This window comes from Streptomyces sp. NBC_01390 (assembly GCF_045040105.1).
Lineage (GTDB): Bacteria > Actinomycetota > Actinomycetes > Streptomycetales > Streptomycetaceae > Streptomyces.
In genome coordinates, this window is sequence record NZ_CP109551.1 from 9573636 (window position 1) to 9593454 (window position 19819).

The 19819-nt window shown below is 70.8% G+C and carries 13 protein-coding genes; 8 read left to right on the plus strand and 5 right to left on the minus strand.

Going from position 1 to position 19819, the window contains the following annotated elements; genetic code table 11:
• Positions 1–18: 18 nt before the first annotated feature.
• From OG241_RS42950 to OG241_RS42960, 3 genes are all read right to left on the minus strand, one after another.
• On the minus strand, positions 19–1617 hold the full coding sequence (locus OG241_RS42950) for an FAD-dependent oxidoreductase (protein ID WP_405823533.1): 1599 nt from the start codon (positions 1615–1617) through the stop codon (positions 19–21).
• 66 nt (positions 1618–1683) lie between these two features.
• Positions 1684–2802 (minus strand): LacI family DNA-binding transcriptional regulator, encoded by a 1119-nt coding sequence (locus OG241_RS42955; protein ID WP_405823535.1) that lies wholly within the window; start codon positions 2800–2802, stop codon positions 1684–1686.
• A gap of 189 nt (positions 2803–2991) precedes the next feature.
• Positions 2992–4059: a LacI family DNA-binding transcriptional regulator gene (locus OG241_RS42960; protein ID WP_405823537.1), complete on the minus strand. Its 1068-nt coding sequence runs from the start codon at positions 4057–4059 to the stop codon at positions 2992–2994.
• Between the two features lie 225 nt (positions 4060–4284).
• Between OG241_RS42960 and OG241_RS42965 the strand changes: the two genes are divergently transcribed.
• The 8 genes from OG241_RS42965 (at position 4285) to OG241_RS43000 (ending at position 17489) form a co-directional block, all read left to right on the plus strand.
• Complete coding sequence (locus OG241_RS42965) at positions 4285–5916, plus strand: glycoside hydrolase family 43 protein (protein ID WP_405823539.1); 1632 nt, start codon at positions 4285–4287, stop codon at positions 5914–5916.
• A gap of 201 nt (positions 5917–6117) precedes the next feature.
• A complete protein-coding gene (locus OG241_RS42970) occupies positions 6118–7476 on the plus strand; it encodes an extracellular solute-binding protein (RefSeq protein ID WP_405823541.1) in 1359 nt (452 codons plus the stop codon).
• Positions 7473–8474, plus strand: coding sequence for a carbohydrate ABC transporter permease (locus OG241_RS42975; protein WP_405823542.1), 1002 nt, complete (start codon positions 7473–7475; stop codon positions 8472–8474). Before OG241_RS42970 ends, OG241_RS42975 begins: the two co-directional genes overlap by 4 nt.
• Entirely contained in the window at positions 8471–9394 is a 924-nt protein-coding gene (locus tag OG241_RS42980) for a carbohydrate ABC transporter permease (protein WP_405823544.1), read from the plus strand. Before OG241_RS42975 ends, OG241_RS42980 begins: the two co-directional genes overlap by 4 nt.
• A gap of 106 nt (positions 9395–9500) precedes the next feature.
• Positions 9501–11057 carry a glycosyl hydrolase family 28 protein gene (locus tag OG241_RS42985; protein WP_405823545.1) on the plus strand — a complete coding sequence of 519 codons (1557 nt, stop codon included), beginning with the start codon at positions 9501–9503 and terminating at the stop codon, positions 11055–11057.
• Positions 11054–14437 carry an alginate lyase family protein gene (locus tag OG241_RS42990; protein WP_405823547.1) on the plus strand — a complete coding sequence of 1128 codons (3384 nt, stop codon included), beginning with the start codon at positions 11054–11056 and terminating at the stop codon, positions 14435–14437. The genes OG241_RS42985 and OG241_RS42990 overlap by 4 nt, the downstream gene beginning before the upstream one ends.
• Before the next feature lie 36 nt (positions 14438–14473).
• The gene (locus OG241_RS42995; protein ID WP_405823549.1) at positions 14474–15751 is read left to right on the plus strand and encodes an alginate lyase family protein; all 1278 of its coding nucleotides are present in this window, start codon (positions 14474–14476) and stop codon (positions 15749–15751) included.
• A 106-nt stretch (positions 15752–15857) separates the two neighbouring features.
• On the plus strand, positions 15858–17489 hold the full coding sequence (locus OG241_RS43000; protein ID WP_405823551.1) for a carboxylesterase/lipase family protein: 1632 nt from the start codon (positions 15858–15860) through the stop codon (positions 17487–17489).
• Between the two features lie 68 nt (positions 17490–17557).
• Here OG241_RS43000 and OG241_RS43005 read toward each other — a convergent pair whose 3' ends face one another.
• On the minus strand, positions 17558–18622 hold the full coding sequence (locus OG241_RS43005) for a LacI family DNA-binding transcriptional regulator (protein WP_405823553.1): 1065 nt from the start codon (positions 18620–18622) through the stop codon (positions 17558–17560).
• Positions 18623–18781: 159 nt separating this feature from the next.
• Positions 18782–19720 carry a homocysteine S-methyltransferase gene (mmuM, locus tag OG241_RS43010; RefSeq protein ID WP_405823555.1) on the minus strand — a complete coding sequence of 313 codons (939 nt, stop codon included), beginning with the start codon at positions 19718–19720 and terminating at the stop codon, positions 18782–18784.
• Positions 19721–19819: the final 99 nt, after the last annotated feature.

The window sequence follows — 19819 nt, forward strand, 5'->3', positions numbered from 1 at the left end:
CCTGCGCGCAGGGTTCGTTCAGTAGCCGCGAACGTCCGGCCAGTGGCGCTGGACACCCTCACGGTCGAGCAGCCGCACGAACTCCCCGAGCCGCTTGCCGTCGGCCTGCACCTGGTGCGGCTCGACGCCCTCGGCCACACAGTGCGCGGCCAGTGCGCCGGCGACCTCGCCGACGTTCCACTCCACCGGGTGGAGCCGGTAGCAGCCGTTGGTGATGTGGGTGGTGCCGATGTTCTTGCCCGCGGGCAGCAGGTTGCGGACCCGACGCGGCACCAGCGCGCCGAGCGGGATCTCGAACGGCACGGACCCGATGTCGACGTAGTTGTCGCCACCGGTCGAGGGATGCAGGTCGATGCGGTACCCGCCCACACCGACGGAGTCCCCGTGCCGGGTGCCGCCGTACGGCCCGACGAGGTCGATCGCCACGTCGTGCTCGGTGACGGTGGTGACGGCCTTGATACGGCGTGACTCGCGCACGTACGCCGCCTTGGCCAGGCCGTCCGCCGTGCCGGTCACGTCCGGGCGGATCCTGAGGCCCGGGAAGCCGGTGCCGCCGTCCGGGCGTGGCGCATCGGTCTGCAACCAGTACAGCAGCGACAGAGACAACTGCCGTGCCCCGCGCAGCGCTTCGGCCTCCTGGCCGATGTACGGCTTGAGCCAGTAGTCGTTGAGCGGCCAGTTGACCAGGGTGATGTCGGAGTCGAAGGCGCCGGGGGTGTGCAGCTTGCGGGCGAGGATGCGGCGGAAACCCCACAGCTCCTTGTCACCGGCGTCGGCGCTCTGGTCGGCGGAGACGCCGAGCGGGTCGAGCTCGGGGTTCGGTACGAAGGTGCGTGGCATCGGCTCCAGCGTGCGCGGGTCGGGTGCCTCGAAGCCGAGCAGCGGACCGGGCCAGAACGAGGGCCGGTAGTCGTGCCAGAAGTCGAAGTCGTCCGGGCGGTCGATGGTGTGGTCTTCGCCCTCGTGGTGGGAGAGCGCGAAACAGACCGTGATGCCCTGCTGGTTGAGGGGCTGGGCCTCGTCCGGGGCGTGCGGCTCGTCGAACTCGGCGCGTGCCTCCGCCCCGTTCGCGTGCTCGACGCCCGCGAGGTGGAGGAGCTCGCCCGTCTCGGTGGCGTCCAGGACGTAGCGCGCGGTGAGGGTGCGACGCGTTCCGTCGCGCAGGTCCTCCAGGGTCACCGCTCGTACGACGTCACTGTCGGACTCGGCGGAGACCGGCCGGTGCTCGGTGAGCACCGTCAGGCGGCCCGCCGCCCGGTGGGGTGCGAGCATGCCCTCCAGGACGGCGAGGGCGACCCTCGGCTCGTGGCAGAGCTTGCTGACGCGGCCCGCTCCCGGGTTGAGGTCGGTGAGCGCCAGGGCCTCGGCCCGCAGCGGATACCAGTGGCGGTAGTACCGCCGGATCTCCTCGCGCAGCCGCCGGTACGAGGCGGTCGTACCGAACCGCTCCACCCACGGGTGCTCGTCGGGCGGTACGGCCTGGCTGGTGAGCTGGCCGCCGATCCAGTCCGTCTCCTCGGTGAGCACGACACTGCGTCCCGCCCGGCAGGCGGCGAGCGCGGCGGCCACACCACCGAGACCGCCGCCCACGACGAGTATGTCCGCTTCGGGTATCACGCTTCTCCTGGCTGCTGGATCGGGCTCATGGGCGGGGGACGGGAAGGGGGGCGGAACGGACCGTGCTCAAGGCCGGGCGGGCGGCGGGGGTCCGGTCGTCGGGCCCGGCCGGAACGCACAGCTGACGAGCGACTCCCGGGCCTCCTCCTCCGCTCCCGCTCCCTCTCCCGCGACGAGCGCGGCCAGCAGCCGTACCGCCGTGGCGCCCAACTGGGGCCGGGGTATGTCGAATCCGGTGGGTACGGGCTCGCTAGCCAGATCGGCGGGCGGGCTGCCGAGCAGGGCGAGAGACACGTCCTCGGGACAGTCGAGGCCCGCCGCCCGTACGGCGGAGAGCAGGCCTCGCCAGGCCGCCCCGGTGTCGGTCTCCTCCGCGACGAACGCCGTCACCCCGTCATCGGCCCAGGCACGCAGCCGTTCGGCCGTGAGGTCCCGCTGCGGATCGGCGGACCGGAAGACGGTCGCGGGCCCGGACTGGAGCCCCACCGCCTCCAGTCCCTCCAGGAAGCCGCGCTGACGGTCCGCCGAGGCGGGCGCGTCGTCGTCCTCCCGGACGAGGACGATCCCCCGATGCCCCAACTCCGCGAGATGGCGCACGACTTCACGGGTGGCCGCGACATAGTCCGCGCCCACCCAGGCCACGCCCTCCAACGCCTCGCGGCGCCCCAGGTGCACGACCGGGAACCCGTCCTCGACCAGCCGCTTGAGCTCGGCCCGGGGTGTGTGCCGGCCCATGAAGAGACACCCGTCGGCGAGCCGGACCCGGCTCAGGGCGTCGGGCACCGCGGCCCCCGCACCGCCGGTGCTCGACCCGGTGAACAGGACGAGGTCGTAGCCGAGCGCCGCCGCCTCGCACTCCACGCCGACCAGGAACGGGTAGTACGAGTGCTGGACATCGGTGGGGAACGTGGCGGTGAAACTGAAGACGCCGAGCAGGTTGTTGCGGACGGCGGCCAGCCGCCGGGCGGCCGGGTCGGGCACGTAACCCAGGCTCCGGGCCGCCTCCAGGACCCGTCGGCGGGTCTCCTCGGAGATGACGCGCCCCTTGCCGTCGGGCTTGGGGGACAGCACCAGGGACACGGTCGCCTGGGACACTCCCGCCAGCCGGGCCACCTCGGCCTGTCGCGGCCGTCCCGTACGCCCGGTCGGCGCGGGCGTACGCCCCGGCCGCTTCCTGCGTTCCACCGTGGCTTCCCTCCCGGTCGCCTCCGTTAATGCGTATTACCTGATGCGCATTGACGGAGACTGTACCTCCTCGCCGACCAGGTCAAGACCGCAGACGAAGCCAGTCGCGCGAGGGACGGGACTGGCGCGTTACCCGGCGGGATCAACCATGGTGACGAAGTGTCAGAAGTGTGAGAGGTGTGAGAAGTTCTACCGGAGCCTGCCCGGCGCAGCCGTACTGCCGCGCTCCACCAGTCGCGTGGACAACTCCGTGCGTGTTCCCTCCGGCCGTTCCCCCGCCATCATCCGCACCAGCAACCTCAGGGCCGTCGCCGCCATCTCGGCGAGCGGCTGCCGGACGGTGGTGAGCGCCGGACTGACCCAGCGAGCCTCGGCGAGATCGTCGAAGCCGACCACACTGACGTCCTCCGGCACCCTCAACTCCCGTTCGGCCAGGGCTTTGTACACCCCGAGTGCCATCTTGTCCGAGCAGACGAACACCGCGGTCGGCGGCTCGGACAGATCGAGGAGTTCCAGCATGCGCCGGTGGGCGACCGTCTCGTCGAAGCTGCCGTAACGGACGTACTCGGGGCGTTGGCGCACACCGGCCGTGGCGAGGGCCGAGCGGTAGCCGGCCACCCGGGCGCCGCTGCACATCTTGCGCCGGGAGCCGGCGATGACCGCGATGCGTTCATGGCCCAGGGCCAGCAGGTGTTCGGCCGCCGTCACCCCGCCGTGCCAGTTGGCCGCGCCCACCGACACCACGCCCGGCGGCGGTTCCAGCACCGGGTCGATCATCACGAACGGGATGCGGTGCTGGTCGAGCCAGGCGTACTGCGAGGCGGTCAGCTCGGCGAGGTTGAACAGGACACCGGAGGAACCGCGTGTCGTCAGCTTGTCGAGCCAGCCGCGCTCCGGGCGCCCGCCCCGGGTCCGGGTCAGCCCCGCCGACACGACCATCTCCAGACCCGCGTCGTGCGCCGCCTCCTCCACACCGTGCAGCACCGCACCCGACCAGGAGCTGTCCAGGGAGTGGACGACGAGATCGACCAGACCGGGCGGCTTGGACGCGTCGAAGCGGGGTCTGCGGACATAGCCGAGCCGGTCCAGTACCTCGGTGACCCGTCGTCGTGTCTCCGGCGCCACGTCCTCCCGGCCGTTCACGACCTTCGAGGCGGTCGGCACGGAGACCCCGGCCTCCCGGGCCACGACCGCCAGTGTGGGGCCTGTGGGGCCCGTGCGGCCCGTTGGGGAGACGCCACCTCCGGTGCGGACCATCTCCAACCGCCTCTCCGACCGGCCCGGGGGCGGCGAAAATTTCGAATAGCACCGCTCACACGACGGAAGCATTGACCGCGTAGCAACCGGTTTCTACATTAAGCCCGCCTCAGCACGGCGTGAAGACGTGGGAATCCAGAGGATCACGCCGAACGAAATTTTCGAAATACCGAACGCGAACGCGAACACGGCGACGGCATGAGCACAGCCTTGAGAGGTGCGGGCATGACCGCAGACCACATCCGCAATCCGGTTCTCCCCGGATTCCATCCGGATCCGAGCATCCTGAGAGTCGGCGCGGACTACTACCTCGCGACCTCCACCTTCGAATGGTTCCCGGGCGTCCCCCTGCACCGTTCGACGGATCTCGTCCACTGGGCGCCGGCCGGTCACGTCCTGGACCGCGCCGACCGCCTCGACCTGCGCGGAGTCCCCGACTCGGCCGGTGTGTGGGCGCCCTCGCTGTCGTACCACGAGGGTCGGTTCTGGCTGGTCTACAGCGTCGTGAGGACCGTCGGTTCCCCCTACAAGGACCTCGACAACTACCTGGTGACCGCCGAGTCCGTCGACGGCCCCTGGTCGGAACCGGTGTTCCTGAACTCCTCCGGGTTCGACCCGTCCTTCTTCCATGACGAGGACGGCCGCAGCTGGCTGCTCAACATGCGGTGGGACCCCCGCGCGGGCCGTCCGTCGTTCGCCGGAATCCTCCTCCAGGAGTACGACGCCCAGAAGCAGGCCCTGATCGGGCTGCCCCGGACGATCCTCACCCACGAGGAGCTGATCGAGGGCCCCAACGTGTACCGGCGGGGCGGCTGGTACTACCTGATGCTCGCCGAGGGCGGCACCGGCTGGAACCACGGCATCCTGATGGCCCGCTCGCGCGAACTCGCCGGACCCTACGAACTCGACCCCCAGGGCTCCCTTCTGACGACCCGTCACCTGCCCGACTGGCCGCTGCAGAAGGCCGGGCACGGGGAGCTGGTGTGCACGGAGACGGGGGAGTGGTACCTCGCCCATCTGGCCTCCCGTCCCGTGGCCACCCCCGACGGGCCGCGCTGTGTGCTCGGACGGGAGACCTGTCTGCAACGCGTGACCTGGACGGACGACGGCTGGCTGCGGCTGGCCGACGGGAGCCGCCGACCGAGCCTGGAGGTTCCGGCGCCCGCGGCGGCGGAGCCGCCAACCGGCGCCCCGGCAAGGGCTTCCGCAGATACACCGGCTTCCGGGCGCGACGACTTCGACGGCCCCGTTCTCCCCGGCCACTGGAGCACGCTGCGTGTCCCCGCCACCCCCGAGTGGCTCACCCTCACCGAACGGCCCGGTCATCTGCGACTGCGCGGCAGGCAGAGCACCCACTCGCGGTACGACCAGAGCCTGGTCGCCCGCCGGCTGACCTCGGTGCGCTGCGAGGTGACGACAGTGGTCGACTTCCGCCCCGCCGACTTCACCCAACTGGCGGGCCTGATCTGCTGGTACGACACCACCCAGCACTACTACCTCCGCGTCACCCACGCCGAGGGCAGAGGCAGGGTGCTCGGCGTGATCCAGACCGACGACGGGACGTACGGCGAGTTCCCGGACTCCCAACTGGACGTCGACGACTGGCCGTCCGTGCAACTGCGGGCCCGCATCGACGGCGCCGAACTCCGCTTCTCCGCCTCCCCGGACGGCACGGACTGGCGGCCCGTCGGACCCGCCCTCGACGCGAGCAGGCTCTCCGACGACTACGGCGAACGGCTGCGCTTCACCGGCGCGTTCGTCGGCGTCTGCGCCCAGGACCTGGGCGGCACCCGCGCCCCGGCCGACTTCGACTGGTTCGACGTACGGGAACTCCCCGAAACGCAGGAACCGGCGTAGGAACCAGCGCAGGAACCGGTTGCTCTACTGATCGCGGTAACTGCCTCGGCGAGTGTTATCGAAAAGTCGCCGACACCCTTGACGTCGTTTGCAGACAGGAAGAAGCTCTGCCCACGACGCCATGACAACCGGTTGTTATGCGTGACCGGTATGCCGGTATGCCGGTATCCCGAACAAGTCACAGCAGGAGGAGGGACGTTCATGCACCCACAGGTCGCCACCGGTACGCACCCGAGCCGCCGCCGGTTTCTCGCCCTCTCGGCGGCGGGCGGTGCGGCGGTCGGCGCGACGGCGCTGAGCGGCTGCGCCCTGCGGGTCGACGGCGCCGCCACGGGGGGCGGCGAATCCATCACCATGATGGTCAAACTCGACGACGTCTCCACGGACTTGATCCAGCAGGCGCAGCGGGAACTGGGCATCGGCATCACCGTGGTGCAGGACGACATCACCCGGCTGATCGCGATGCTCACCAGCGGCAACCCGCCGGACCTGGTGCGCGGTGTGGGCGCCCTGGACGCGCCGTTCTACGCGGCGCGGGGCGTCGCCGAGAACCTGGACCCGTACTTCGCCGCATCCACCGTCCTCAGGGCCGAGGACCTCGATCCCGCCAACGACCTGTGGCGGTTCGACGGCACCACCCAGGGCAAGGGCCCCCGCTACGGCATGGCGAAGGACTTCTCGCAGGACGCGATGTTCTGGTTCAACACCGCCCAGTTCGACAGGGCGGGCGTCGACCACCCCTCCGAGACCGAGCCGACCACGTACGAGGAGTGGCTGGAGAAGGCCGAGCGCCTGGTCGAGCGCAAGAACGGCCAGACCGCGGTGTACGGCGGCAGCTACAACGGTGTGAACCTGTGCGTCCTTCTGACGAACCTGGTCGCCGCCGCCGGAGGCAGCCTCTTCTCCGACGACTTCACCCGCGTCGACTTCACCACCCCCGAGGCCCGCCGGGCCCTGACCTGGTACGTGGACTACGCGAAGGCCAAGGTCGGGCCGAGCCTCGTCCAGCCCAACCCCGACGCCTGGGACGGGCCCACCTACGTGGCGAACCGGATGGCCATGTCGGGCAGCGGCTACTGGCTGGGCGGCATGATCAACGCCGAGCCGAAGATCGCGAGGGTGTCCCGGCTCGCCCCCGCCCCCGTCTTCGAGGGCGGCCCCCGGATCAGCTCCTGCCAGGCCGGCACGGGCATGTGGATGCCGAAGAAGGCGCGGAACAAGGACGCCGCCTGGCGGGTCTTCGAGTGGTTCTTCGGCGAGGGACCCGCCAAGGCCCGCGCGGCGGGCGGCTGGGGCATCCCGACCCTCAAGTCGCTGCGTCCGCTGATGCCGAGGAAGGAGGAGTACCAGAAGCGGGTCCTCGCGGTGCAGGAGGCCGAGCTGAAGCACTTCTCGGTGACCCCCTTCACCCCGTACGCCAAGTGGGACGCGCTCGAAGCACTCATCAACCAGGTCATGCCGGCCGCGATGAACGGCCGGATCTCCGTCGACACCCTCGCGGGACGCCTGGGCTCCTCGGTCAACGAGCAGTTGCAGCGCGGTAAGGAGCAGGTGGGATGACCGTCGGCCAGATCTCCGAAGCCGGCCGGCGGCCCGGGCCGCCCGCCGCCCGCACCGGCGCCGTACGCCCCGGTGCCCTGCCCCGGACCTCCATGACCGCCCGTCGGTACCGGGCGTTCTACCTGTTCACCTCGCCCTGGATCATCGGCTTCCTGCTGCTGACCGTCGGGCCCATGGCGTACGCGCTGTGGCTGAGTTTCACCACCTTCGACGGGATCTCCCCGCACTGGAGCTTCGTCGGGTTGGCCAACTACCGCGAGCTGCTGTCGGATCGAGTGACCTGGGACTCGCTGAGCCGGACCGGGGTGTTCGCCCTCACCTCGGTGCCGCTGTCGATCGTCGCCGGGTTGGTGCTGGCGGTCCTGGTCAACCGCCCGTTGCGGGCGCGGGGCCTGTGGCGCACGCTGCTCTATCTGCCGGCTGTGGTTCCGCCCGTGGGCGCGGGCCTCGTCTTCAAGACGCTCTTCAACCGGGACTCGGGCGCCGCCAACGGTGTCCTCAATCTGGCCGGCATCGACGCCGTCGCGTGGCTGGACGACCCGTACGCCCGCTATGTGATCCTGATGGCGGTGCTGTGGGGTGCCGGAAACGTCATGATCATCTCGCTGGCAGGCCTCCAGGACGTACCCCGGGAACTCCACGAGGCGGCGCGGATCGACGGCGCGAGCGCGTGGCGGTCCTTCCGCAGCGTCACCGTCCCGCTGCTCTCGCCCGTGCTGCTGTTCCAGGGGGTGACCGGGATGATCGCCTCGGTCCAGACGATCATGCCGTTGCTGATCGCCGCGGACGCGACTCCCAAGGGCGTCACCGCGATCCCGCAGACCAACTACATGTACATGATGCACGTGTTCGCGGAGTACTTCGCGCTCGGCCGTTACGGCTACGCCTCCGCGCTCCTGTGGGTCCTCTTCGTCCTCATCCTCATCGCGACCGGTCTGATCTTCAGACTCACCTCCGGTGTGGTGTTCTACAACGTCGATCCGGAGGCGAAGAAGTGACCGCCACCACCGTGACCTCCTCCTCCTCCTCCGGGAACTCCCCGTCCGGACCCGCCATCGCCGTGACCCCCGGGGACGACGGCTCCGGGACCCGGGTACGGATTCGCACGTACCGTCTTGTCCTCTACACCGTCCTCGTCGTGATCACCGGTCTGATGATCGGCCCCTTCGGCTGGCTGATCGTCACCGGCCTCAAGACGACGCCCGAACTCGCCGCCTCCCCGGTGCACTGGCTGCCCGACAGGATCCAGTGGCACAACTTCGCGGACGCCTTCACCAGCATCGACTTCCTGGGATACGCCCGCAACTCCCTCGTCATCGCCCTGATCTACGCCACCCTCGTCACCCTCAGCTCCGCCTGGGTCGGCTTCGGCTTCGCCCGGTTGGACGCTCCCGGCAAGAAGGTGCTGTTCGGCATCCTGCTGGGCTCGATGATGCTGCCGCAGATGATCACGCTCTTCCCGACGTACCTCGTCTTCGCCAAGGTCGGCATGGTCGACACGTACTGGCCGTGGGTGCTGTGGGGGCTGTCGGCGGCGCCCTATCTGGTCTTCCTGTTCCGGCAGTTCTTCGCCGGGATGCCGCGGGAACTGGAGGAGGCCGCGATCATCGACGGCTGCGGCTACCCCACCGTCTTCTGGCGGATCTTCCTGCCGCAGGCCCGGCCGGTGCTGGCCGCGAGCTTCGTGATCGCCTTCACCTGGAGCTGGGGCGACTTCATCGCTCCGATGCTGCTCCTGTCCAGTGACCGCACCACGCTCTCCGTCGCGATCATGACCCAGTACGTGACCCCGGGCGGGCTCCCCGTCAACAACCTGCTGGCCGCCGGATCCGTGATGTACGTCGTGCCGATCCTGCTGATCTTCCTCGTCGCCCAGCGCGGGTTCGTCGCCGGTATGTCCACGACCGGCCTCAAGTGACCTGTCCTGCCTCTCCTTTCACTTCCTCTCTCTCCCTTTTCCCATCTCCCTTTTCTCGCCTCTCCGCCCTGTCGTTGCGTCTCTTCACCTCTGCGAGGAGTTGTCCATGAACCCGTCCCTGTCCCGCCGTACCGCCCTGCAGGCGGCCGGTGCCGCCGCCCTCGCGGCCGGTCTCACCAGCCTGACGGCCACGACGGCCCGGGCGGACGAGGCCGTGGCGGCACCGGCGCTCGTCACCTACCCCCGCCCGTCCGCCATGCCGACCAACACCGGTTTCAAGGTGCGGGTCCGTACCGCCCCCGACGGCGACTGGCAGACCCTGGACATCTGGCGGCCACAGCTGGGCGAGATCAACCCCACCACCGGGTCGAGCAGGATCTACAACTCCTCGCTGGCGTACTTCGACTTCCAGGGCTCCGTCGAGATCGAGGTCACCTACCTCAAGGGCGGCACCACCAAGGCCCGGGTGAGACCCGACTCGTACGGCATCACGCCCGAACTGCTCGGTGACACCCTGCGGTTCACGCTCGACGAGCCGCGCAACGTCGTCGTCCAGATCAACGACGACATCTTCGACTGTCTCCACCTGTTCGCCCGCGCGATCGAGAAGAAGCGACCCGCGCCGGACGACCCGAACGTCCTCTACTACGGCCCCGGCGTCCACACCACCGCCGACGGCACCCTGCTCGTCCCCTCCGGCAAGACCGTGTACCTGGACGGCGGCGCCGTCCTCAGGGCGACCGTGATCTTCCGCGGCGTGGAGCATGCCGGGCTCGCCGGGCGGGGTGTGCTCGCCGGGACCGCGGGCGGCGGAGCCCTTGTGGAGAACTCGCGGAACATCTCCATCGGCGCCGTCACCGTGCTCAACCCGAACGGCTACGCCGTCCAGTTGGGCGAGGCGACCGGCGTCACGATCAGGGGTCTCGGCTCCTTCAGCTCCAAGGGCTGGGGCGACGGCATCGACGTCTTCTGCAGCAGCAACGTCGTCATCGACGGCGTGTTCATGCGCAACTCCGACGACTGCATCGCCATCTACACCCATCGCTGGGAGTACTACGGCGACACCACGAACATCACCGTCCGCAACTCCACCCTCTGGGCCGACGTCGCGCACCCCATCAACGTGGGCACGCACGGCAACACGGACAACCCCGAGGTACTGAAGAACCTCACCTTCAGGAACCTCGACATCCTCGACCACCGAGAGCCCCAGATGGGCTACCAGGGCTGCATCGCCCTCAACGCCGGTGACAGCAACCTGATCAGGAACGTGAAGGTCGACGGCGTACGCGTCGAGGACTTCCGCTGGGGCCAGCTCATCCACATGCGGATCATGTACAACACGAAGTACAACACCTCGGTCGGCCGCGGCATCCGGAACGTCCACGTCAAGGACCTCTCCTACACCGGCAAGCCGCTCGCCACGTGCCTGCTGCTCGGCTACGACGCCAAGCACGCGATCAAGGACGTGACCTTCGAGAACCTCGTCGTCAACGGCACGGTGATCGCGGACTCGATGAAGAAGCCGACCTGGTACCTCACCACCGACACCATCCCGATGCACACCAACGAGCACGTGACCAACCTCCGCTTCCTCACCACGGCAGAGGCGGCGGCCGAGGCGGCGGCAGCGACGGAGTCAGAAGCGGCGGCGACCTCATGACGATCTCCCCGCTCAGCCGCCGGGGCTTCCTCGGCGGCACCGGCGCCGCGGCCCTGCTGCTGGCGTCGGGCGTCACCGGCCTCGCAGCCCCCGGCGAGGCCTGGGCGGCGGCAGGTCGGCGGGCCTTCACCCACCCCGGGCTGCTGCACGGCACCGACGACCTGACCCGGATGAGGGAAGCCGTCGCGGCACAGCAACCCCCGGTCTGCGACGGCTACTTGGCGTTCGCCGCACACGCGCGCTCGAAGTCGACGTACACCGTGCAGAACACCGGCCAGATCACCTCCTGGGGCCGTGGCCCGGCCAACTTCATGAGCCAGGCCGTCGCCGACTCGGCCGCCGCCTACCAGAACGCGCTCATGTGGGCCGTCACGGGCAACCGGGCCAACGCCGACAAGGCCCGCGACATCCTGAACGCCTGGTCGGCGTCGCTCACCGCTGTCACGGGCGCGGACGGCCCGCTCGGCGCGGGACTCCAGGCCTTCAAGTTTCTCAACGCGGCCGAACTCCTGCGCCACAGCGGCGACTACGACGGCTGGACGGACGCGGACATCGCCCGCTGCGAGCGCTCCTTCCTCGACGTCTGGTATCCGGCCGTCTCCGGCTACATGCTCTACGCCAACGGAAACTGGGACCTGACGGCCGTCCAGACCATCCTGGCCGTCGGGGTGTTCTGCGAGGAGCCGACCCTCTTCGAGGACGCCCTGCGCTTCATGGCGGCCGGCGCCGGCAACGGCAGCATCGCCCATCGCATCGTCACCGCCGCCGGTCAGGGCCAGGAGGCAGGCCGCGACCAGGGCCACGAACAGCTCGCGGTCGGTCTGACCGGCGACATCGCCCAGGTCGCCTGGAACCAGGGCGTCGACCTGTGGGGCTACGACGACAACCGTCTCCTCGCCAACTTCGAGTACGCCGCCCGCTACAACCTCGGCGGCGACGTCCCCTTCACCCCCGACCTCGACCGCACCGGCAAGTACATCAAGACGTCCGTCTCCGCGATCGGGCGCGGCACCCTGCCCCCGATCTACGAGATGGCGTACGCGCACTACGCGGGCGTACGCGGCCTCGACACCCCCGCCACGAAGGCGGCCGTCTTCCGGGGGACGGGCGGCGCCCGGGTCGTGGAGGGCAGCAACGACGACCTGCCGAGCTGGGGCACCCTCACCTTCGCGGGTGACACGGCCCCCGCACCGGCCGCGCCCACCGTCCCGGCGGGCGTCACGGCGCTCGGCGCGCCCCACACCGACACCATCACCGTCTCCTGGCTCCCCTCCACGTGGGCCACCGGCTACACGGTCCGGCGAGCCGACCGTCCCGAGGGCCCGTACGAGACGATCGCCGACGCCGTCACCACCGACACGTACACGGACCGGGACGTCCACCGCGGCCGGACCTCCTACTACACGGTCCTCGCCACCAACTCCCTTGGTACGAGCGGTACTTCGGGCTGGGCGGCGGCGACTGCCGGGCTGCCCGCGCCCTGGCAGACGGAGGACGTGGGGGAGACGGGCGTCCCCGGCTCGGCGGTCTTCGACGGGGAACGGTTCGTGCTGGAGGCGGGCGGAACGGCGGACGCGTACCGCCTGGCCCACCTGCCGCTGCGCGGCGACGGCACGGTGACCGCGCGGATCGTGTGGCCGCTCGGCTCCCAGTACTCCAGGATCGGCGTCACCCTGCGCGCCTCCCTCGACGCCGCCGCCCCGCACGCGTCGATGCTGATCCAGGGCCTGCCGCTGCACACCTGGAGCGGTGTGTGGACCGTACGCCCGGCGCCCGGAGCGGCGCTCTCCGCCACCGGCAGCACCCCCGTGCCGCCCTCTCAGCAGCAGACGATCACCACAGCAGCCTCCTTCCCGATCTCCGACCTCGGCACGATCCCGGAGTCGGCGACCCCGCTCACCGCGCCCCACGTCGAGGGCGCGGGCGACGGCTACCGGCTGCGGGCCCCCTACTGGGTACGCGTCGAGCGCCAGGGCCGCCGCTGTGCGGGGTCCATCTCCCCGGACGGCGAGAACTGGACGCAAGTCGGTGTCACCGAGGTCGAGTTGGGGCGCTCGGTGTACGCCGGGCTCGCCCTCTCCTCGAGCCTGGGCGTCAACGCCGGGTACGCCGAGACCGGTACCGGCGCCTTCGACAACGTCCGGGTGACCGACGCCTCGGGGCCCGTCTGGTGCGTGCCGCGTCCCCGGCGCACGGCCACCGATCTCAGGGCGTCCACCGGAGCCGACGCCGTCGAGCTGACGTGGACCGACCCCGATCTGTCGGCGCGGTACACGGTGCTGCGGGCCACGCGTCCCGACGGCCCGTACGAGAGGGTCGCCGGCGATGTCGGACCGGTCGGCTTCGGCATCCGGATGCGGTACGCGGACGCCACCGGGGCACCCGGACGGACGTACCACTACACCGTCGCCAAGACCAACTCCGGTGGCCGTGGCCCGCGTTCGACCCCCGCCTCCGCCCTGATGCCGACACCGTCGGTGCCTCAGGCGCTGTCGGCGAACACGGCGTTCGCCAACGTGGGCGTTCCCTTCCGGCACCTGATCCGGGCCTCGCGCGCACCCGTGCGGTTCGCCGCCGCCGGGCTGCCGAAGGGGCTGACCGTGGACCGGCGCACCGGCCTCGTCTCCGGAACGCCCACCGAGAGCGGGGAGTTCGGCGTCACCACGAGCGCGAGCAACGCCTCCGGCACGGCCTCGGCCACCCTCACCCTCACCGTCGGGACGCCGCCGCCCGCCCCCTGGACCTACGGCGACCTCGGCGATGTCGTCCTCGACGAACGGGAGTTGGGAACCTACGGCGTGGTGGCGGTACGCACGCCCGGCGTCACCTCGTACGAACCGAAGGACGCGGATGGCGTGGGGGACGGGACCTTCGTCGTCCGGGGTGCCGGAACCGATCTGAACGTCAACGGCCAGGGGATGACCGGGCAGTTCGTCCGGCGCCAGGTCACCGGCGACAGTGTTCTCACCGCCCGGCTGATCTCCCGTACCGGAGCCACCACAGCCGACCGGGTCGGGCTGCTGATGGCCAAGTCCCTGTCACCGTTCGACCAGGCGGCCGGGGTGATCGTCACCGGCGGCACCACCGCCCAGCTGATGCTGCGCAAGACGGTGGCCGGCGCCTCGGTCTTCACCGGCACTGGCACCGGAACCCCCGCACCCGCCCTCCAACTCCCTTGCCTGCTGCGACTGAAGCACACGGGAACCACCTTCTCCGCAACCGTCTCCACCGATGACGGCGTCAGCTGGACCCCCCTCGCCGAGGGAGAGATCCCCGGCTTCGGCGACGCCCCCCACTACGTGGGCCTCGTGGTCTGCTCCCGCGACCCGCTGGCCCGCTGCACCTCGTACTTCGACGAGATGAGCATCAGCCCCACCTGATCCTCCTGGATCCACCAGGATTGGAGATGCATCGCAATGAGCCGCGAAAACCCCCACACGCACTCCTACCAGCCCCAAGTACCCGACCATCGAGCCCAGTTGAGCCGCCGCGGACTGCTGAAGTCCGCCGGCGGTCTCACCGCCGCCCTCGCCCTCGGCACCTCCGCCGCAGCGCTCACGTCCACCGTCGCCCGCGCCGCACCCGCGACCTTCACCCACCCCGGCATGCTCCACGCCTACGGCGAACTCAACCGCGCCAAGGTCCGGGTCGCCGCCGGCACCGACCCCTGGCTCTCCGGCTGGAACCGTCTCACCGCCAACTCCCACTCCGCGTCGACCTGGACGCCCCGCCCCCAGGCCACGATCATCCGGGGCGGTACCGGCGAGAACTACACCGTCCTCTACAACGACATCCACGCCGCCTACCAGAACGCACTGCGCTGGAAGATCGCGGGCACCACCGCCAACGGCGACACGGCGGTGCGCATCCTCAACGCCTGGTCGTCCACCCTCACCACCCTCACCGGCAACGCCGACCGGTTCCTGGCCGCCGGGATCTACGGCTACCAGTTCGCCAACGCCGCCGAACTCATGCGCGGCTACAGCGGATTCGACCTCGACCGGTTCAAGACGATGATGCTCAACGTCTTCTACCCCCTCAACAACCAGTTCCTGACCGGCCACAACGACGCCTGCATCACCAACTACTGGGCGAACTGGGACCTCTGCAACATGAACTCGATCCTCGCGATCGGGATCCTGTGCGACGACGGGGCCAAGTACGACCAGGCCGTCAACTACTTCAAGACCGGCGCAGGCAACGGCTCCCTCGCCCACGCGGTCCCGTATCTCTACACCGACTCCGCCGGTTACGCCCTCGGCCAGTGGCAGGAGTCGGGGCGCGACCAGGGCCACACCATGATGGGCATGGGCCAGATGGGCGCCTTCTGCGAGACAGCCTGGTCCCAGGGCGACGACCTGTACGGCTACGACAGCAACCGGTTCATGAAGGCCGCCCAGTACGTCGCCAAGTACAACCTGGGCAACGACGTCCCGTACACCACCTACACCTGGGGGACCGGCCAGAACTGCGCCCAGACGTCACAGACCGTGATCTCCTCCGCGAGCCGGGGCCAGGTCCGCCCGGTCTGGGACCTCCTCTACTACCACTACGCCAAACGGCGTGGCCTGTCCGTCCCCTACATCCAGGCGATGGCCGAGAGCGTCCGGCCCGAGGGCGGGGGAGGTGACTACGGCACGACGAGCGGCGGCTTCGACCAGCTCGGCTTCGGCACCCTCATGTACGCCAGATAGCCGTACGGTCACCCACCGAAAGGCTCCTTCCGCAGGAATACCGGCCGGTCGTGTGTTGCTCTGATCTGAACGGTTCACGAGCGGCGGCGAGGGAGCTGGTGGGCAGATGACGGCAGAACCGACGAAACCCGTCGTGCGGACGCCCTACGGGGACGTCCGGGGCAGCTACGAGGGCGACGGGATCGCCGTGTTCCGCGGCATCCCGTACGCCGCGCCGCCCGTCGGCCCCCGCCGGTTCAGGCCGCCCGTGCCGCCCACCCCCTGGGACGGGGTGCGCGACGCGGGCGGCTTCGGTCCGACCGCGCCGAAACCGCCGTACTCCGAGGTCTTCTCCCGACTGCTGTCGGACCCGATGGTCCCCGGCGACGACTGTCTCAACCTCAACGTGTGGACACCGGAACTCGGACGCGAGGCCCGGCTCCCGGTCATGGTGTGGATCCACGGCGGCGCCCTGACCCGCGGCTCGTCCGCCATGCCGGTCTACGACGGCCACGCCTTCGCCCGCGACGGCGTGGTCCTCGTCTCGGTCAACTACCGCCTGGGCGTGGAGGGTTACGGCCTCTTCCCGGACGCACCCCCGAACGCGGGCCTGCGTGACCAGCTTGCCGCGCTGGAGTGGGTACAGGCGTCGATCGCGGCCTTCGGCGGCGACCCCGACCGTGTCACCGTCTTCGGCCAGTCGGCCGGCGCCATCAGCATCGGCGCGCTGCTCGCCTCCCCGCGGGCGCGGGGGCTCTTCCGGCGGGCGGTGCTGCAGAGCGGGCCGCCGGAGGTGAGCGACCGCGACAAGGTACGGCGGATGGTGCGCCGGATGGCGGCCCGGCTGAAGATCCCGGCGACCGCAGAGGCCTTCGCCGCCGTCGACCGGGAACTGCTGCTGCGCGTCCAGGGCGGGGCCGGGCGGCTGAGCAGCCCGGTCCTCGGCGGGCCCGCCTTCGGCATCGTCGTCGACGGCGACCTCGTCCCCCGCGACCCCCTGGAGGCCCTCGTCGAGGGGGCCGCCGCCGACGTCGACCTGCTGCTGGGCTGGACCCGGGACGAGTACCGGCTGTGGCTGGTGCCGGGCGGGCTCCTGGAGCGCCTCGACCGGCTCGGCCCGGTCGCCCTGGCCGGCGCCATGGCCCGCTGCCACTGCGGTCCCGAGGTTCCGCGCGGCTACCGCACCCTGCACCCCGACGCCGGCACGGCCGACCTCGTCGGCCAGCTGGTCACCGACCACCTGCTCCGCGTACCGCTGCACCGACTCGCGGATGCACGCGCCGAGGGCGGGAAACGCTGCGAGGACGGGCGGGGCGGCGGGGGCGGCGAGGGCGGCCGGGCCTACGTCTACGAGTTCGCCTGGCCGTCCACCAAGCCAGGACTGGGCGCCTGCCACTCCATCGAACTGGGATTCGTGTTCGACACCTGCCGAACCCCCGAGTCCGCCAAGCTCGCGGGCGACGGCGCCCCGCAGGAGCTCGCCGAGGCCACGCACACGGCGTGGGTACGCTTCGCCGTCGACGGTGACCCGGGCTGGCGGCCCTGGGACGCCTCGCACCCCGTGCACGTCTTCGGCGACGGCGACCCGCACACCGTAGAGGGGCCGCGCGACCGCGAAATGGCCCTGTGGGCGGCCGACGCCACGCCGCCGGACACCGCTCCCGAGGAGACCCACCGGCCCCATGCCCTTCTGCGCGGTGCGGAGACCAGGTCGGTCGTACGACGCCTGCGCCTCCCCGGCGCCGTCCACCGGCGCTGACCGGAGCCGCTCAGGGGGTTTCGGCCAGGTGGCGGATCTGCGGCCCGGCGAGGCACCGGCGGCCCTCCCTACGGGGACACCGCCGCCACCGAGTCCCGTACGACGACATGCGTGCCCAGCAGCAGGTGCTCGTCCGGGTCGTCCGGGGTACGGCCGAGGACCGTACGGACGGCGAGGCGGCCCAGCTCCTCGTAGGGGACGTGGACCGTGGTGAGCGCCGGATGCAGGTCCCGGGCGAACGGGATGTCGTCGTACCCGGCCAGGGACACATCACCCGGCACGGAGAGACCGGCCTCGTGGAGGGCGGTGAGCGCGCCGGCGGCGACCATGTCGGTGGCGGCCATCACGGCCGTGAACTCCAGCCCCTGGGACAGGGCCCCGCGCATCAGACGGTGCCCCGAGTCCCGGGTGAAGTCGCCGTACAGACGCAGGCCCGGGTCGGGCTCCAGGCCCCGTGCACGGTGGGCGGCGGTGTAGCCGCGTTCGCGGCCCTGGGCGGTGGTGTGGTCGGGGCGGCCGCCGAGGAAGAGGACGCGCTGATGGCCCTGGGCGAGGACGTGGGCGCACAGGGCGTAGGCGCCGCCCTCGTTGTCGTACTCGATGACCGTGACCGGCGTACCGCGCTCCAGCGGAGGCCGGCCGCACAGCACCAGGCGGGAGCCGGCCGAGGCCAGCGAGTCGGCGATACGGGCCGTGCGCGCCCGGTACTCCGGGGTGTCGGCGGTGCCGCCGACCAGGATCACGGCGGCGGCGCGCTGGGCGCGCATCATCTCGACGAACTCCAGCTCGTGCGCGGTGTCGCCGTCCGTGCTGCACACCAGGCACAGATGGCCCAGCCGGGTCGCCTCACGCTCCACGCCGTGCGCCATCAGCGCGAACGACGGGCCCGTGATGTCGTCGAGCACGAAGGCCAGCGTGGGCGTACCGACACCGGCGACCGCCTTGGCGCGTGCGTCGGCGACGTAGTCCAGCTCACGCACGGCGCGCATGACACTGCTGCGGGTCGCCGGGCTCGCCGGGTACTCGCCGCCGAGCACCCGGGACACGGTCGACGCGGACACCCCGGCACGGGCCGCCACGTCCCGGATGGTGCTGCGCGTCGCGCTGCCCCCGCCGCTGTTCTTCCTCGTCATGTCGCGTGCCGCCCTCTCCCCGGGAAGGACGGCAGCAACACGACGGCAACCGGTTCCCGTGCCGGAGGCTAGCAGCGGACGCGAACGGACGGGAGCCGCCGAACGAGACCGGGCGAACGAGACCCGGAGGCCGAAATCCTCACCGCACCGCCTACGCGGTCACCGCAAGGTGTCGGCGATCGACGTGATCGCCTGCGGTCCCACCCGGCAGCACCCGCCGATCAGCCGTGCCCCCGCGTCCCGCCAGCCCGTCACCTGACCTGCGGCGAACGTGGAACTGCCGGTCCAGGCACGGGCGTCGGCGTCCCAGACCTCACCGCTGTTCGGATAGACCACGACAGGCTTCCCGGTCACCCGGGCCGCCAACTCCACGGCGCCCTCGACGTCTTCGGGCACACAGCAGTTCACCCCGACGGCCACGACCTCGTCCGCCTCGGCGGCCGGCGCGAACGCCTCGGCCAACGGCTGCCCGGCCCGGGTCCGGTCGCCGGCCACGCTGTACGCCAGCCAGACCGGCACCCCGAGCCCGCGCACCGCGCGCAGCAGGGCGTCGGCCTCGTCGACGTCGGGGACCGTCTCCAGGGCCAGCACATCGGGCCCGGCGGCGGCCAGCACTTCCACCCGCGGCCGGTGGAACCGCTCCAGCTCCCGCACGCTGAGCCCGTACCGCCCCCGGTACTCGGACCCGTCCGCGAGCATCGCCCCGTACGGTCCCACAGAGGCCGCCACCCACAACGGCCGCTCCGTCTTCGTCCGGCGCGCGGCCTCGCGCGCCAGCTCCACGCTCAGCGCGAGCATCTCGGCGGCTCGCGCCCGGTCGATGCCCCGCTTGGCGAAGCCCTCGAAGGTGGCCTGGTAGCTGGAGGTGATCGCGACGTCCGCGCCCGCCTCGAAGTAGGCGAGGTGCGCATCGACGATCGCCTCGGGCTGCTCGACGAGCAGCCGCGCCGACCACAGCTCGTCGCTCAGGTCGTGCCCGGCGGACCCCAACTGGTTGGACATGCCGCCGTCGAGGACGAGGGGGGCGCCGGTGGCCAGAGCGGCGGAGAAGGAGGGGCGGGAGGCTGCTTCGCTGATCTCACTGGTCTCGCTGGTCATGCTCCGACGCTAGTCGACGGCGGAACCGACGGCCGGATGTGTCCAGTACATGAACAGATGGACCACCATGTGGGACGCCGCGCTACGATCGCGCCCTCC

Excerpts from the sequence above, each read along its gene's own strand:
- OG241_RS42960 (WP_405823537.1), bottom strand. The coding sequence starts at position 4,059 with ATGGTCCGCACCGGAGGTGGCGTCTCCCCAACGGGCCGCACGGGCCCC.
- OG241_RS42965 (WP_405823539.1), top strand. The coding sequence starts at position 4,285 with ATGACCGCAGACCACATCCGCAATCCGGTTCTCCCCGGATTCCATCCG.
- OG241_RS42970 (WP_405823541.1), top strand. The coding sequence starts at position 6,118 with ATGCACCCACAGGTCGCCACCGGTACGCACCCGAGCCGCCGCCGGTTT.
- OG241_RS42975 (WP_405823542.1), top strand. The coding sequence starts at position 7,473 with ATGACCGTCGGCCAGATCTCCGAAGCCGGCCGGCGGCCCGGGCCGCCC.
- OG241_RS42985 (WP_405823545.1), top strand. The coding sequence starts at position 9,501 with ATGAACCCGTCCCTGTCCCGCCGTACCGCCCTGCAGGCGGCCGGTGCC.
- OG241_RS42990 (WP_405823547.1), top strand. The coding sequence starts at position 11,054 with ATGACGATCTCCCCGCTCAGCCGCCGGGGCTTCCTCGGCGGCACCGGC.
- OG241_RS42995 (WP_405823549.1), top strand. The coding sequence starts at position 14,474 with ATGAGCCGCGAAAACCCCCACACGCACTCCTACCAGCCCCAAGTACCC.
- OG241_RS43000 (WP_405823551.1), top strand. The coding sequence starts at position 15,858 with ATGACGGCAGAACCGACGAAACCCGTCGTGCGGACGCCCTACGGGGAC.
- OG241_RS43005 (WP_405823553.1), bottom strand. The coding sequence starts at position 18,622 with ATGACGAGGAAGAACAGCGGCGGGGGCAGCGCGACGCGCAGCACCATC.
- mmuM (WP_405823555.1), bottom strand. The coding sequence starts at position 19,720 with ATGACCAGCGAGACCAGTGAGATCAGCGAAGCAGCCTCCCGCCCCTCC.